General features: G+C 46.9%; 12 protein-coding genes. 4 read left to right on the forward strand and 8 right to left on the reverse strand.

Translation table 11 applies throughout. The annotated features are described in order from the left end of the window. Both QK890_RS19675 and QK890_RS19680 read right to left on the reverse strand, forming a co-directional pair. On the reverse strand, positions 1–1272 hold the full coding sequence (locus tag QK890_RS19675) for an adenylosuccinate synthase (protein WP_005780843.1): 1272 nt from the start codon (positions 1270–1272) through the stop codon (positions 1–3). Beyond that, a complete protein-coding gene (locus tag QK890_RS19680; RefSeq protein WP_005780845.1) occupies positions 1269–1757 on the reverse strand; it encodes a Fur family transcriptional regulator in 489 nt (162 codons plus the stop codon). The genes QK890_RS19675 and QK890_RS19680 overlap by 4 nt, the downstream gene beginning before the upstream one ends. Positions 1758–1852: 95 nt before the next feature. On the opposite strand from QK890_RS19680, the gene QK890_RS19685 reads away from it, so the two are divergent. Further along, positions 1853–3511, forward strand: coding sequence for a glycosyltransferase family 39 protein (locus QK890_RS19685; RefSeq protein WP_234072733.1), 1659 nt, complete (start codon positions 1853–1855; stop codon positions 3509–3511). 142 nt (positions 3512–3653) lie between these two features. On the opposite strand, the gene QK890_RS19690 is transcribed toward QK890_RS19685, so the two are convergent. From QK890_RS19690 to QK890_RS19700, 3 genes are all read right to left on the reverse strand, one after another. Further along, positions 3654–4316 (reverse strand): DNA alkylation repair protein, encoded by a 663-nt coding sequence (locus QK890_RS19690; protein ID WP_234072734.1) that lies wholly within the window; start codon positions 4314–4316, stop codon positions 3654–3656. A gap of 3 nt (positions 4317–4319) precedes the next feature. After that, on the reverse strand, positions 4320–6371 hold the full coding sequence (locus tag QK890_RS19695; protein ID WP_367627515.1) for a dihydrofolate reductase: 2052 nt from the start codon (positions 6369–6371) through the stop codon (positions 4320–4322). 94 nt (positions 6372–6465) lie between these two features. Next, positions 6466–6930, reverse strand: coding sequence for an AraC family transcriptional regulator (locus tag QK890_RS19700; RefSeq protein WP_005780854.1), 465 nt, complete (start codon positions 6928–6930; stop codon positions 6466–6468). Between the two features lie 233 nt (positions 6931–7163). Between QK890_RS19700 and recQ the strand changes: the two genes are divergently transcribed. Beyond that, positions 7164–8969, forward strand: coding sequence for a DNA helicase RecQ (gene recQ / locus QK890_RS19705; protein ID WP_005807850.1), 1806 nt, complete (start codon positions 7164–7166; stop codon positions 8967–8969). A gap of 394 nt (positions 8970–9363) precedes the next feature. Here recQ and QK890_RS19710 read toward each other — a convergent pair whose 3' ends face one another. Together QK890_RS19710 and cysK are read right to left on the reverse strand one after the other, a co-directional pair. Further along, positions 9364–10215: a lipopolysaccharide assembly protein LapB gene (locus tag QK890_RS19710; RefSeq protein WP_080715580.1), complete on the reverse strand. Its 852-nt coding sequence runs from the start codon at positions 10213–10215 to the stop codon at positions 9364–9366. Positions 10216–10365: 150 nt separating this feature from the next. Then, positions 10366–11316, reverse strand: coding sequence for a cysteine synthase A (gene cysK / locus QK890_RS19715; protein ID WP_005807854.1), 951 nt, complete (start codon positions 11314–11316; stop codon positions 10366–10368). Positions 11317–11406: 90 nt separating this feature from the next. Here cysK and QK890_RS19720 point away from each other — a divergent pair, with 90 nt between their 5' ends. Next, positions 11407–13245 (forward strand): alkaline phosphatase family protein, encoded by a 1839-nt coding sequence (locus QK890_RS19720; RefSeq protein ID WP_220654144.1) that lies wholly within the window; start codon positions 11407–11409, stop codon positions 13243–13245. A 23-nt stretch (positions 13246–13268) separates the two neighbouring features. Beyond that, positions 13269–13934, forward strand: coding sequence for a phosphatase PAP2 family protein (locus QK890_RS19725; protein ID WP_250712254.1), 666 nt, complete (start codon positions 13269–13271; stop codon positions 13932–13934). Between the two features lie 157 nt (positions 13935–14091). Here QK890_RS19725 and QK890_RS19730 read toward each other — a convergent pair whose 3' ends face one another. Next, positions 14092–15711, reverse strand: coding sequence for a RagB/SusD family nutrient uptake outer membrane protein (locus QK890_RS19730; protein WP_250712253.1), 1620 nt, complete (start codon positions 15709–15711; stop codon positions 14092–14094). Between the last annotated feature and the right edge of the window lie 10 nt (positions 15712–15721).

Here is a 15721-nt window from a genome sequence, read left to right on the forward strand (position 1 = left end):
TTATTCTTCAGTATATCTTTCAATAGTCTGCTCGCGGTCGGGACCTACAGAAACAATTTTGATTTGTACGCCCAGCTGTTCTTCAAGGAAGGAGAGATAAGCATTGAACTCTTCAGGAAATTCATCTTCGCTCTGCATCTTTGTCATGTCTGTCTGCCATCCCGGAAGTTCCACGTAGATTGGTTCCACTTCGTCGGTAATGTCATAAGGGAAGTAATCGATCTCTTCACCATTCATCTTATAGGCCACACAAGCTTTGATCGTCTCGAAAGTATCGAGTACGTCACTCTTCATCATAATCAGTTTGGTGACACCATTGATCATGATTGAATATTTCAGTGCAACAAGATCCACCCATCCGCAACGACGTTTACGTCCCGTCACCGAGCCAAATTCGTGACCAAGCGTACAGATCTGATCGCCAGTTTTATCGAACAACTCTGTGGGGAACGGACCCGAACCTACACGTGTACAATAAGCTTTAAAAATACCATATACATCACCGATCTTATTCGGAGCAACGCCCAAACCGGTGCATGCACCTGCACATACGGTATTCGAAGAAGTCACGAACGGATACGAACCAAAGTCAATATCCAGCATAGTTCCCTGAGCACCTTCACAAAGCACGGATTTTCCGGCATCGAGCAAACCGTTTATTTCATGTTCGCTGTCTACCAACTGGAATTGTTTCAGGTATTCGATACCTTCAAACCAGGCTTTTTCAAGTTCAGTCAGGTCGTATTCATAATTCAGACCTTTCAGGATTTGTTCGTGGCGAGCCTTCGCCGCAGCATATTTTTGTTCGAAGTTATGCAGGATATCCCCCACACGGACACCGTTACGGCTTACTTTATCCGTATAAGTCGGACCGATACCTTTTCCGGTAGTTCCTACCTTAGCATCACCTTTGGCAGCTTCATAGGCAGCATCCAGTATACGGTGCGTAGGCAAAATGAGGTGCGCTTTCTTCGAAATGTGCAGTCTCTCCTTCAAGTTGTGTCCCGATGCTTCCAGCGCTTCTGCTTCCGCTTTGAACAAAGCCGGATCGAGCACTACACCGTTACCGATGATATTTACTTTATCTCCCTGGAAAATACCCGAAGGGATAGAGCGAAGCACGTACTTCTGTCCTTCGAACTCAAGTGTATGACCGGCATTCGGTCCACCCTGGAAACGTGCAACTACATCATATCTCGGAGTTAAGACGTCGACTACTTTTCCTTTACCTTCGTCGCCCCATTGCAATCCTAATAGAACATCTACTTTCATTTTTCTTTTTTATTGTTATTATTTACTCTTTTTCTCTTGTTGGCCCTGTCGCATTTGCTACATATACCGTATATATATAAGGAATAATGCGAAAGTTGAAACTTACTTAGTTTGGTATTTTCAATCGCGTTCTGTAAAGCTTCATTCTGAAACTCTGTGACCCTACCGCACTGCGTACATATCTGGTGATGGTGTGTCTCGCGATTATATGATTTTTCGTATTGGGAGGAAGTGCCGAACTGGTGTTTTATCACCAGACGTGCATTGATAAGTAAGATGATGGTATTATACAGTGTAGCCCTACTCACCCGGAAATTTTCCTGGTTCATCATCTGCGAATAAAGCATATCGATATCGAAATGCCCGTCAATGGAGTATATGGTATCCAGTATCGCATAACGTTCAGGAGTCTTGCGATGTCCATTCGCATTTAGATATTCGGTGAATATCTGCCGTACCGTATCTTTCACATTTTGAGTTTCCATATCGGCGCTATTTTAGCGCCAACAAAGTTAATTGTTTTTTGCGGAAAGCAAAAATATATCTGTAAATTTGCACCCAATCACTAAAAAAATGTTTTATGACAAGAGTCCCCTTCACGCAAAATTATCGCTGGCACTTGCCTCTATTACTTCTTGTGTTCTGCTGTTCTTTCTTTATAAACAATGGCGCAATCTTTGCAGACATCATGGAATCAAGAAACATTGTCACTGCACGCGAAATGGTATACGACCATAACTGGCTGGTGCCTACCATGAACGGAGAGTTGCGACTGGAGAAGCCTCCACTTCCCACATGGATTGCTGCCGTGGTAGAAGTGATTTCGCCGGATAATCTTCCCTTGCAACGAGCCATGGCCGGACTTGCGGCCGTCATGTTAGTACTCTTTTTCTATAAGTTTGCTACGAAGCTGACCGGCAACCGAACCTATGCCCTGGTATCTTCCCTGGTCTTGTGCACCTCTTATAATATCATTCTGATGGGACGTACAGCTACTTGGGACATTTATTGCCACGCATTCATGATGGGAGCTATTTATTATCTTTATCTTGCTTTGCGGCAAACTGCCTGCAAGTGGCCTCTTTTCATTGCCGCAGGCATTTTTATGGGATTATCTTTCCTTGGCAAAGGGCCCGTATCTTTCTATGCCCTGCTTCTCCCGTTCATTTGTGCCTACCTCTTATTCTATCGCAGGGAAACAAGAATGAAAGGAAAATGGGCCGCACTCTTCACCATGATCTTTATTTGCATCGTGCTCAGCACATGGTGGTATGCCTACACATACATCTGCCACCAGGAGATGGCATCCTATGTATTCCACAAAGAGTCTTCTTCCTGGAGTAACCACAACGTACGTTCCTGGTATTATTACTGGCAGTTTTTCCTGGAAACAGGAGTATGGTCGCTGCTGACACTGACAGCACTGATAGTGCCCTTCTGGAAAAAGCGGGTCGAAGCATCCAAAGAGTACATGTTCTGCCTGAGCTGGATGTTACTGATCCTTTTCTTCCTGTCGTTGCTCCCGGAAAAGAAGACACGCTATCTGCTTCCTATCTTATTGCCGGCCGCACTGACCATGGGATACTTATTTGTATATTGGATTCAACAGGCTAAACAGAAAATGCCGCACCTGAAAGACAGAGTGATTTACCGGATAAATGCTTATTTGATTGTAGTGGCTACATTGACCCTTCCCGTTGCTCTCTACCTCTTCATGTACCGGGAAGGACGGATAGGTACAGGGATGTTCATATGGTTGGCTGTATTATTCCTGACAGTAGCAGTTTGGCTATTCAGCTCTGCGCTCAAGCTCCGGCCTTTCTCTTTCCTGATGGGAGTCGTAGCGCTATTTGCTGTTGCCGAGTTGTTTGTAATGCCTTATATCGGAAGTTTTGTGAGTAACTCAGATCCCAAAAGCATCAGCGCTACCCAAGAAAACCCGGAGCTAAAAGCTCTGCCATTCTATCACAGCAAAGACGAAGTGCTACGCATCGAGTTGGTATACGAAGCACATAAGAAGATCGGAGACATGGATTTAACCAATAAAGAAGAGATTACAAAAGCCCTGCCGTTTGTTCTGATCTCACAGAAACCGGCGGAACAACTGATTCCGGATTCCATCCGAAAGAATTTAAGTCTTCGCTTTATCGATTGTTATGACAACAATCGCTGGGCAAAAGGGCACAAAAGATATGATAGCGTATTTATCAGCAATGTGACAATAGTCGACGAACGATAAAGACGGACGATGAAAAGGTGTCGAGACTTCACCGCAGAGGGCACAGAGTGACACTGAGTGAGTTTTAAGTCATTGATTATCGATGTTGATAATCCGTGAAAACCTGCGTAATCTGTGGTGAAGTTTCGACACAACCTTATCGTTAATCGCTAATTTCCTCTCTCACCATCGTATACAGCATCTGTTCCGCTTCTTTATCAGAGTTGGCCATGCCTTCTACCAGGCGACATACCTGGAAAGTATGTTCTTCACTATGCTGCATATACTTACGGATAGCAAGCATTGCCGCATTACGGACATGATAACTTCCCGATTGTACGGCACAAATCGCCTGATCGAGCAATTCACCCGCAGGGCGTTCGGCCATATCTCCCTTTTTCATCAACAGACGGGCTATGGTAAGGAAGCCACAAACTTGTGTATATTCCGCCTCATCCGCAATCCACTGGAAAGTTTTCGCCGGGGCATAAGGCAGGTTTTGAAACAGATTCATACACGTAAGTTCTGCTATCTCAATATTGCGGATATCCTCTACCCAGATATCAGCTATCTCGGGAAAGAAGGTATCTATCGGCTGCAATAAACCTGCCAGAATCTTACACTCGCGGATATTCTCTTTCCACAAGGCTTGTGCCAAGTCATGGTTCTTCTCATAAGCAGCGGCGATGCTCTTGATACGGGGCAACTCAACACCAAAGTTCAGTTTATAGTCCAGCCCCTTCTCACGCATGCTTTGTGACACAACTCCGTTCATAGAGAGACGGAGCTGTGTTTTAATATCTTTCAATTGTTCTTTTACATCCATGGGTTAATCGTTTACAGAAGGCAGTGGCGAATAGTCCCTGCTATAACGCAGCATCTGCTCGGCACAGCCTTCATCATAGGTTACTTTTACATCAATTATATTTCCTTTCTCGTCGGTTACCGCATCGTATCTTGGATTCACGAATCCTTTATAAGGCGCCAGGTTCAGTTTCTTATAGCGGGCCAATACTTCGGAGTGAAGTTCGGGGTCTACTTTTACGGCATAGGTTTCTACCAACGAACGGGCTGCTGCAAAGTCTCCGGTCGACTTGATGCGCTGTATCTCGGCCAGCAATTCGCCAAAGAGATGACGAAGTTTCTGATAGTCGTTCACCACGACGTAAGTCTTACCGTCTTTCTGCACCATCTCCACCACCTTATCGGCCTTACCCTTCTCAAACACCCAACGGGCAATGAGCTGGCGGTTGCGCATGTGAGCCTCTTCAACACTGTTGCCCGGCTCGATACGCACCAACTGGGTCATCAGGCCATTCATCAGATAGGTATAATATTCGGCCTTGTAAGCCTCTTCAGCCGGCACCAAGCCCAATTCCAGCAATTTAGGATCGGCTACGTAGTAAAGTCCGAACAGATCGGCACGTGCCTCCTCTATTGTAGATCCATAGGCTTTCAAGGCATCCGGATCAACTCCCGGAAGTAATTTTCCGGAACCGTGACCCAGGCATTCGTGCAAGTCGGTATGCAATTCTCCTGTCAGATCACCATATTTATCGATCAGTTGCTTTTCTGTATCACTGTACACAAACTCTTCGTTGAATCCGTTTCCATGAGCCGCTTTGTTATAAGCGTCGGTGATATTCCCGATAGTGACCGACTTGGAGCCATGATGGCTGCGAATCCAGTTAGAGTTAGGCAAGTTGATTCCGATGGCCGTCGCCGGATATAAGTCTCCGCCAAGAATGGCAGCAGTAATCACTTTGGCAGTCACCCCTTTCACCTTTTCTTTCTTAAATTGCTTGTCCACTGGGGAATGATCTTCGAACCATTGGGCATTGCCGCTTATCAGTTCAGTACGGCGCGTAGCCTCCAGGTCTTTAAAGTTCACGATGGACTCCCAGCTGGCCTTCATCCCGAGCGGATCACCGTATGTTTCAGTAAATCCGTTCGTAAAGTCAATGCGTGAATTCAGATCTTTCACCCAAAGGATGGCATATTCGTCAAACGTCTTCAGGTCACCGGTCTCGTAGTATTCAATCAGCTTGCCGATGGCAGCCTTCTGAGCTTCGTCTTCTGCCACCCCTTCAGCTTTCTTCAGCCAATACACAATCTTTTCGATGGCCTGTGTATAAAGCCCTCCTACTTTCCATACCTTCTCGACGATCTTTCCGTTCTCTTTAACCAGACGGCTGTTCAGTCCGTAAGAGACAGGGGTTTCATCTTTGGGGTCCTTCATCGCATTATAGAAATCCTCAGCTTCCTGCTGGGTGACTCCGTCATAGTAATTGCTGGCCGAAGTCAGCACCAAGTCTTCGCCGTCCGCCTGATTCACTCGTTTAGGCATCACCTTCGGATCAAAAATAACGGGTGACAGCTCCTCAAACAGTTGTTCTACCGTCTGTCCTTGAGCCAACGGCAGCCTGGAAGCATCTACACTGAGCAATGCTTGTTTCAGAAACTCCGGCGTAAAGCCCGGAACAAATTTCTCCGAACCATAATGGTGATGAATGCCGTTTGAGAACCATACGCGTTTCAGATAGGTGGTCAGATTCACGAAGTCCGGGCTGTTTCTGTCACCGGCATAATCCGTATAGATCGTCTCAAGCGCCCGACGGATGGTAAGATTGTACTTTCCGTTCTGATCAAACAGAATATCTCTTCCTTCCAACGCAGCCTGAGTCAGATAATAAACCAACTCTTTCTGTTTGAGAGTTAAATTCTCAAATCCGGGTACGCGATAGCGTAATATCTGTAAATCTGCAAATTGTTCCACTGTATATTTAAAATTATCTGCCGCAGCAGGGTTTGTTTTTTCGGCTCTGCCGCAAGCAGTCAGTAAGATTGCGGCCGCAGCCATTGAAATAAAATGTTTCTTCATACCTTTAGACGTTGAGGTTATAAAACATAAAAAGGAAATACCTCAAAGCCGTACTCTGAGATAATTCCTTTTTATTCCGTTTCAAGAAATGCAATTATTTCTTTTTTTCTGCGTGTTTTTTACGATATCCGTTGGGTGTTTCACCTACGTTTTTATAAAATGCAGCGTAAAAAGACTGACGGTTAGCGAAACCAACCATCGCACTGATTTCCTCTACATTCTTGTCGGCATATCTTTTATCCGTCAACAAGTGCAAAGCATCTTTTACTCTGTACTCGTTCAGCAGGCAAGAATAGTTCATACCAAAGCGAGAATTAACTACAGCCGAAAGATAACGGGTATTGGTTTTCAGTTCCTTCGCCAAATCTTTAGCCGAATAGTCAGGGTCTCTGTACTTCTTCTGTACAACAATGATGTTCAGAATCTTGTCATACAACTCATCTGCCAATTCTGGTCTGATTAAAGACCGGTAAGCAGCTTTCTTTTCTTTCTTCTCCCTTAAATTGTAAGGGCGTTTTTTAGGAGTTTCTTCCTGGGTTTTGTTTTCTAAATCACTCATTGAATTAACTGGTTAGGGTTTGTTTTTAAATATCACTATTAATTTGTAACTTTAGATGTCACAAATTTCATACATTATTTTGATATACACAACTTTTTCGTATATATTTTTGATATAAAAACAATCAAAATCGTCGAAAAGTGGGTAAAAAGGGGCGTTAATAAGAATATTTAACTTTTAATAACCCGGAAATAAAGCGTACCTTTGCCCGAAAGATGAATGAAAAATATCAAATGATACAAACCCTCAAAACTTATTTCGGTTATGACAGCTTCCGTCCCCTGCAGGAAGAGATCATCCGAAACCTGATGAGTAAGAGAGACGCACTGGTTCTGATGCCCACGGGGGGAGGCAAATCAATCTGTTATCAGCTTCCGGCCTTGCTGATGGAAGGCACTGCAATTGTTATTTCACCTCTTATTTCACTGATGAAGGATCAGGTAGAATCCCTCTGTGCCAACGGAATACCTGCAGGTGCACTGAACAGCAGCAACGACGAATCCGAAAATGCCAACTTACGCAGGGCCTGTATCTCAGGCAAGCTCAAGCTGCTCTACATATCACCGGAGAAACTGCTCTCCGAAGCCGACTATCTGCTGAGGGATATGACCATCTCACTGTTTGCGGTAGACGAAGCCCACTGTATTTCGCAATGGGGACACGATTTCCGCCCGGAATATGCCCGGATGGGATTCTTACGTACTCAATTCCCCAACATCCCCATGATTGCCCTGACTGCCACGGCAGATAAAATCACAAGGGAAGACATTGTCCGCCAACTGCAACTGAAGCAGCCGGAGATATTTATTTCATCATTCGACCGCCCTAACCTGAGCCTGTCTGTAAAAAGAGGCTACCAACCCAAGGAGAAGAGCAAAGCCATCGTAGACTTCATTGCCCGCCACCGGGGTGAAAGCGGAATCATTTACTGCATGAGCCGCAGTAAAACTGAAACAGTGGCACAGATGTTGCAAAAACACGGCATCCGTTGCGGCGTCTACCATGCCGGACTGTCTGCCCGCCAACGGGACGAAGCACAAGACGACTTCATCAACGACCGGATCGAAGTGGTATGTGCCACCATCGCTTTTGGGATGGGCATTGACAAGTCGAATGTCAGGTGGGTGATACATTATAACCTGCCGAAAAGCATTGAAAGTTTTTACCAGGAAATCGGCCGTGCGGGGCGTGACGGTATGCCCAGCGATACGATTTTATTCTATTCATTGGGCGACCTGATTTTGCTGACAAAGTTTGCAACAGAAAGCAACCAGCAGAATATCAATCTGGAAAAATTAAACCGGATGCAACAATATGCCGAAGCCGACATCTGCCGGCGACGTATCTTATTGAGCTATTTCGGCGAAACGGCTACTGAAGATTGCGGCAACTGCGATGTATGCCGTAATCCGCCCGAGCGCTTCGACGGAACTGTCATCGTTCAAAAAGCCTTAAGCGCCATAGCCCGTACCAACCAACAGGCAGGCATAACTCTCCTGATAGATATCCTGAGAGGGAACCCTACTGCTGAAATCACCGAAAAAGCTTATACAGAGCTGAAAACGTTTGGAGCCGGAAGAGAAATCCCGGCGCGCGACTGGCAGGACTATTTGCTGCAAATGCTGCAAATGGGATACTTTGAGATAGCCTACAACGAAAACAATCACCTGAAAATAACAAAGAGCGGAAGTGACGTCCTTTTTGGCCGTGAGAGGGCAATGCTGGTTGTCATCCGGAGAGAAGAGCCTGCTACCGCCAGAAAGAGAAGAAAGACCGTAAACGTCCATGCACAGGCATGGGACGGAGAAAGCAGAAGCAAGGAAGAAGACCTCTTCGAGGCCTTGCGTGCGTTGCGCAAGCAACTGGCCGACCAGGAAGCACTCCCGGCATACATCGTGTTATCGGACAAAGTGCTGCACCTGCTCTGCCTGTCGCGTCCCACAACCGTCGAAGCATTCGGCAACATCAATGGGATTGGCGAATATAAAAAGAAAAAATACGGAAAAGAATTTGTCGCGCTGATCCGCCAGTTTGTATGACCGGAAGAGAAACCGCAACCGGATTTTGTCAAGAGCAGTTTTACGTTTTATTAACCGGGCAGACCACCGGCCGATAACAATAGGAGATATTTTCATAACACATATTGTAATGCACCGGAACAAAGCTTCATTCGGGTCGGAAGACGGTGTCTGTCCGAGTCGGAGCAACCGTCTGTTTGGGCCGAAAAGCCGGGCTTTCATCATCCGAAAGCCGGGCTTCCCCCCATATACACCGGCTTCCCGTGCCGATGAACAGAAAAGGCATAAAAAAAGGGAAAAGCTTTCAACTTCTCCCTTCTACCGTATTTTAATCTGAATATAGTTTATGATTACGCTTACAAAGATACGATAATCAACAGCAAAAGTCAAGCTTCCGGACTATTATTTTCCGAAATTATTTGCATTGTTGCATCTGTTCGTGAACATCGGCAGGGGGCACTCCCAGCGAAATAGCTTTCTCGAAATCTGCCTTCGCCTGCGACTTCTTTTTCTGGTCCAGATAGATATCCCCCCTCAGCAAATAGGCATCGACGGAGTTAGGCGCCAGGCGGATGGCTTCGTCCAAATCCACCAGTGCCAGATCTTCATGTTTCATATCCCGCTCTACATCGGCACGGGCCACATACAAAACGGCATCTTCGGGAAATTCCACCAACAATTGGTTCAGGAGATCGAGCGATTCACGAAATTTGCCCTCTTTCTGTTCCAAAGTTGCCAAGCCGAGGCGTCCGTTATAATTCTTCGGATCAATTTCCAGCAAACGCTGGTAGTCCAGACGAGCCCCTTTATAATCCCGCCGCAACATATAAATATACGCCCGCATCAGCAAGGCCTCCGTATTCTTCTTATCCACATCCATCACCTGGCAATAATCCACATAAGCCTTGTCCTGCATGCCCTGCTCCAGATAGATGGCGGCACGGTTCAGCAAAATGGGCACGGCGAGCGGCGCAATGTTGAGTGCATAAGTATACGACTCGACAGCATCATTATAACGTCCCAGCTTGCGTTGCACCAAGCCGAGATTAGAAAACAACAGAGCATTATGGGGGTTCTTCGGTTCCAGTCTCAATGCCTGCTTCAAAAGATCCTCGGCTTGCGCCAGACTGTCTTTTCCAACACACTCGACGGCCTTCTCAGAAAGTTCCTGATAGGTCTGGGCGGAAAGGGATATGGAAAAGATGGAGAAAAGAAGGAGAAAAAGATACTTCCTCCCTATCCCCTCTCCCAAAGGAAAGGGAACAATGATAGTTTTTCGATTCATAAATAATCTATTAAAAACGAACCGGTAATGGGGAGTATACGCTGAACATACAGTTTCTTTCTCCACAGATCGGTCAGAAGCCGATCTCCGGTTCATATATATTAAAATGTCAGACAAGCGCGAGTGTGCTTTTTAATCCAGAGGATAAGCGTCAAACGCAAATAACTCGGTAGAGAGATAACGCTCGCCGGTGTCGGGCAATAAAGCCACGATCCTCTTTCCTTTAAACTCCGGACGTTCGGCCAGCTTGCGGGCTGCATAAACAACGGCTCCGGAAGAGATCCCCGCCAACAGTCCTTCCGTAGAAGCCAATTCACGCCCACCACGGATCGCCTCATCGTCAGGCACAGGCATGATTTCGTCTACAACCGAAGCATCGTAAATACCGGGAACAAAATTCGCCCCAATCCCTTGTATACGGTGGGGAGCGGCCTTCCCGCCTTCAAGTACGGGAGACGACGCCGGTTCCACAGCTACTATATATACATCCGGATTATGCTTTTTCAGTGCACGGGCCACCCCGCAAACGGTTCCGCCCGTTCCCACTCCCGCTACAAACACAGCCACCTGGCCGTCAGTGTCCTGCCAGATCTCTTCGCCGGTGAAGCGTGTGTGCACCTCCGCATTCGAAGGATTCTCAAACTGTTGCAGAATGACCGAACCGGGGATCGAATCTTTCAGTTCCTCAGCTTTGGCTATGGAACCGGCCATTCCTGCCAACCCGTCAGTCAATACAATTTGTGCTCCCAGTGCTTTCAACAGATTGCGACGTTCCAGACTCATCGTTTCGGGCATGGTCAGTATCAACTGATACCCTTTAATGGTAGCCACCATGGCCAGTCCCACACCGGTATTTCCGCTGGTCGGCTCGATGATCGTGGCACCGGGCTTCAGAACTCCTCTCTTCTCGGCATCCTCGATCATTGAAAGTGCCACCCGGTCCTTTACGCTTCCGGCAGGGTTAAATGACTCCAGTTTAGCGATAATATTCTCTTGCAGGCCGTATTTACGACTATAACCGGACAACTCCATCAACGGAGTATGGCCTATCAGTTCGGTAAGTTTCTTTGCGATTTTTGCCATATAGCTCTCTGTTTTACCACAGTTAATGCGCAAAGATAAAGAAAAGAATCGTACCTTTGTGACCGTTCAATCTTTTTAAGTATAGAGTTTATGAAGAGAAGACTTATCCAATTCGTCACGACTTATTTTCTTTTTGTCCTCATATTCGTCCTCCAGAAACCAATTTTCATGGGTTACTACCATACCTTATATAATAAGGTGTCATGGACTGATTATTTCTCCGTGATAGGGCACGGGCTTCCGTTGGACCTTTCGCTTGCCGGTTATCTGACCGCTATTCCCGGACTACTGCTGATCGCTTCGGTCTGGATACAACCTTCCATTATCCGCCAGATACGCCGGGTATACTTCATGATCATAGCCATCCTGCTATCCTGTATCTTTATCGGTGACTTAGGGTTATATGAATACTGGGGGTTCCGTCTGGATGCCACCCCGCTTTTTTACCTCTTCTCTTCTCCCAAAGACGCATTGGCCAGTGTCAGCATTTGGGTCGTAATAGCCGGACTGGCCGCAATCGCCGTTTATGCAGCCCTGCTTTACTGGATATTCTATCGGGTGCTGATTTATCAGAAGCAACCTCTGAAAATACCTTTCCACCGGTTAAGCGTATCCGGAGTTCTGCTGCTCGTCACCGGACTCCTGTTCATCCCGATACGGGGAGGCTTCACGGTGTCGACCATGAATCTGAGCAAAGCTTACTTCAGCAGCAACCAGCGACTGAACCATGCGGCCATCAATCCTTGTTTCAGCCTGATGGAGTCGTTGTCGCGACAGGATAATTTCGACAAACAATACCGGTTTATGACGGCTGAGGAGGCCGACAAACTCTTCGCGGAACTCAAGGATAATCCGGTTACTCCTGCCGACAGTGTTCCTCAGCTTTTCACTACCGAACGCCCGAACGTAGTATTAATCATACTCGAAAGTTTCTCGTCCAAACTGATGGAAACCCTTGGAGGAGAACCCAACGTAGCTATCAACATGGATCAGTTCGGACGTGAAGGGGTCTTGTTTACCCACTTCTTCGCCAACAGTTTCCGTACCGACCGCGGACTGGCAGCCATCATCAGTGGTTATCCGGCACAACCGACCACCAGCATCATGAAGTACCCGAAGAAGACGCAACACTTGCCTTCGATCCCCGGCAGCCTGAAAAAGGCAGGATACGACCTGCAATATTATTACGGAGGAGATGCCGACTTCACCAATATGCGTTCTTACCTGATTCAGGCAGGAATCGACAACATTGTTTCCGATAAGGATTTTCCTCTTTCCGAACGTCTCAGCAAATGGGGAGCACACGACCATGTGGTATTCAACCGACTGCTGAACGACCTGGAACAGAATCCTCCCAAAGAACCTTTTATGAAAATAGTACAGACTTCGAGCAGTCACGAACCTTTCGAAGTTCCGTTTCAACGGCTGGACAATCCGAGACTGAATGCTTTTGCTTATGCGGACAGTTGTGCCGGCGACTTTGTACGTCGGTTCAAAGAGACTCCTTTATGGAAGAATACGGTCATCATTCTTGTACCCGATCATCTGGGAGCCTATCCGCAGGATATAGACAACCTGACCGTAGACCGTTACCGGATTCCGTTGATTTTCATAGGAGGAGCGGTGAAAGAACCGAAACATATCGATACTTACGGTTCACAGATCGACATTGCCGCCACACTGCTGGGGCAACTGGGACTTCCGCACGAAGAGTTCGCTTTCAGTAAAAACATGCTTAACCCGGCCTCTCCTCACTTCGGATTCTTCACTTTCCCGAACGCTTTCGGAATGATGACACCGGAAAATGAAGTCGTATTCAACTGTGAATCGAACTCTGTCGTTTCGGACGAAGGAGAACATAAAGGAGAGAATTTACCCAAAGCTAAAGCATATTTGCAAAAGCTGTACGACGACCTGGCTAAAAGATAATCACCCCATAACCCAACAACGATATGACTAACGACCTTATCCAGTCACTGGCCAACATAGACCAGAACCTGCTGCTATACCTCAACGGTTTTCATAACACCTTTGCCGACTATTTCATGAGTACCTTCACCGGGAAATGGATCTGGGTGCCGATGTATGCCAGCATCTTGTATGTACTGCTAAAGAATTTCAACTGGAAAATAACTTTGTGCTGTCTGGCTGCCATCGCGCTGACCATTACTTTTGCCGATCAGGTTTGTGCCGGCCTGATACGTCCCGTCGTAGAGCGCTTGCGCCCGGCAAACCCGGAGAATCCGATCTCCGACCTCGTTCACGTAGTAAACAACTACCGGGGCGGACGCTACGGGTTTCCATCCTGTCATGCCTCCAACTCTTTCGGACTTGCCTTCTTCCTGGTTTTCCTGTTCCGCAAACGGTGGCTGAGCCTTTTCATTCTCCTATGGGCCACACTGAACTGCTATACACGCATCTATCTGGGAGTACACTATCCGGGCGACCTGATTGTAGGAGCTGTCATAGGATGCTGCGGAGCTGCACTGATGTGCTATCTGTTGAAGAAAATAGCCAAAGGCACTTCCTTCGGCAAAGTGAAACATACGGAAATCACGATCTATGCCGGTTTGCTGACCACGTTGGGAATTCTGATTTACGCTTTCATCATGGCATAATCATTCTTACTTTCGGAGTTCTGGAAAAGACCTCCTCTTTTAAAATACAAAAAGCCGACGGCAACGCGCTTCTTCCTTATAAAGCATGCGTTCCGTCGGCTTATCATCTTTATTACCAACCGTGAATCCGGCTACCGGTCATGTCTTCTTCGTACCCTTACTCATAGGCCGGATCTTGCTTCAGGACACCGCCTGCCTTGTCTATTTCGGACTGCGGAATGGGGAAGAATTCAAATGCAGGTTTATACACCTTGATATATCCCGGATAGGCGGGATCTTCCGCTCCGTTCACCAGTTTATCCATCAGCTTCCATCGTTTCAACTGGAAGTAACGTAAACCTTCAAAACAAGTCTCAATACGCCATTCGTTCCGGATACGTTCGCGAAGGTCGTCCTGTGAAATACCTGCCCCGATAGCTGGCTGACCGGAGCGTGTCCTTACTTTGTTTATAGCATCCAGAGCTGTCGTAGTGGGTCCATGGGCTTCATTCTCCGCCTCGGCTATCATCAGCAATACATGAGCATAGCGCAACACGATTACATCTGCATCCGAAACAGTACTGTATCCGGGTGTCACATCCGTAGGCTGAATGTATTTGAGGGCGCTGAAACCGGTAGGTCCTTTATTGTTCGATTCGTTCACCTGTACCTCCTCGTCTTTCCATCCGTCACTGGCAAAGTTAGCCATCATGGAGTGATTGACCGACTCATACAGACGGCGGTCCCTGTTCATGAACATCTTGGCACGTTCTGCTTTCTTCAGCGCATCATTGTTACCATACAATATGCTTTCGTCAGGACGTACGGTCAGAGGCGACTCTCCCCACGGTTTTCCATCCGTACATTCAAATGCATCCACCATATTGCGGGTCGGATCGAGAACAGCCCAGGCACCATAATACAAGTCCATGGAGTGAGTCAGGTTCGGACGCAGGAAGCGGACGGAGAACATGATTTCCGGTGATGCCAATTGTTTCTCAGAGATAAAATTGTCACGTACACGTGCTGCCAGGCTATATCCTTTGATACTCTGCAACAAAGTCAGCACCTCTTCCATCTTCGAAGGGATGGCCTTCCCATTGCTATCGTAGGCATCGAACAACAGAATTCTCGCCTTCAGAGCCTTGACAGCCGAAACGGTAAATCGTCCGGATGTCTGTGAGTCGGAATACAGTTTATCGGGCAATTCGCTGATAGCCTCGTCATAGTCGGTCATCACACGGTTCAACACTTCGGCACGGGTGGCCTTAGGCTGGTACATTGTATTCAGATCGAGTGACTGGGTCACGACAGGCACTTCTTTGTAACACTGATACAACCATGAATAAAAGTAACCGCGCAACGCTTTACACTGTGCGAACATAAACTTCTTATCCTCTGCACTGATATCCGATCCGGTATACTGTTCGAGTTGTTCCATCAGGATATGTACACGGGCAATGCCTTTATAGCAATTACCATAAATGTCGGTCACGAACCCGCCCTGATTGGGAGTAAGGTCTCCCTGGGCGATGGTCTTGGCCCAACCGTAGGTACCTTCACTGTGTTGCACGATTGCATTATCGGTCAATCCGTCCAGACAAGGCATAATCTGAGAGAATACACCGGAGTACATGACCGAATAGGTTCCGGCCAAAGCTGATTCAAAGTCACTCTTCTTCTGCCAGAATACGCTTTGCGAAGGACTTGACGGAGGATCTTTCTGAAGAAAGTCTTCACACGAGGTGGCACCGAAAAGTAATGTGGCAGCTAACAATATATGAATATTCTTTTTCATTGCATGTCCT

This window comes from Bacteroides sp. NGMCC 1.200775 (assembly GCF_040798045.1).
In the GTDB taxonomy this organism is placed as follows: domain Bacteria; phylum Bacteroidota; class Bacteroidia; order Bacteroidales; family Bacteroidaceae; genus Bacteroides; species Bacteroides hominis.

Bases quoted from the DNA above. Each gene is read 5' to 3' on its own strand.
- QK890_RS19675 (WP_005780843.1), bottom strand. From the start codon at position 1,272: ATGAAAGTAGATGTTCTATTAGGATTGCAATGGGGCGACGAAGGTAAA.
- QK890_RS19680 (WP_005780845.1), bottom strand. From the start codon at position 1,757: ATGGAAACTCAAAATGTGAAAGATACGGTACGGCAGATATTCACCGAA.
- QK890_RS19685 (WP_234072733.1), top strand. From the start codon at position 1,853: ATGACAAGAGTCCCCTTCACGCAAAATTATCGCTGGCACTTGCCTCTA.
- QK890_RS19690 (WP_234072734.1), bottom strand. From the start codon at position 4,316: ATGGATGTAAAAGAACAATTGAAAGATATTAAAACACAGCTCCGTCTC.
- QK890_RS19695 (WP_367627515.1), bottom strand. From the start codon at position 6,371: ATGAAGAAACATTTTATTTCAATGGCTGCGGCCGCAATCTTACTGACT.
- QK890_RS19700 (WP_005780854.1), bottom strand. From the start codon at position 6,930: ATGAGTGATTTAGAAAACAAAACCCAGGAAGAAACTCCTAAAAAACGC.
- recQ (WP_005807850.1), top strand. From the start codon at position 7,164: ATGATACAAACCCTCAAAACTTATTTCGGTTATGACAGCTTCCGTCCC.
- cysK (WP_005807854.1), bottom strand. From the start codon at position 11,316: ATGGCAAAAATCGCAAAGAAACTTACCGAACTGATAGGCCATACTCCG.
- QK890_RS19720 (WP_220654144.1), top strand. From the start codon at position 11,407: ATGAAGAGAAGACTTATCCAATTCGTCACGACTTATTTTCTTTTTGTC.
- QK890_RS19725 (WP_250712254.1), top strand. From the start codon at position 13,269: ATGACTAACGACCTTATCCAGTCACTGGCCAACATAGACCAGAACCTG.
- QK890_RS19730 (WP_250712253.1), bottom strand. From the start codon at position 15,711: ATGAAAAAGAATATTCATATATTGTTAGCTGCCACATTACTTTTCGGT.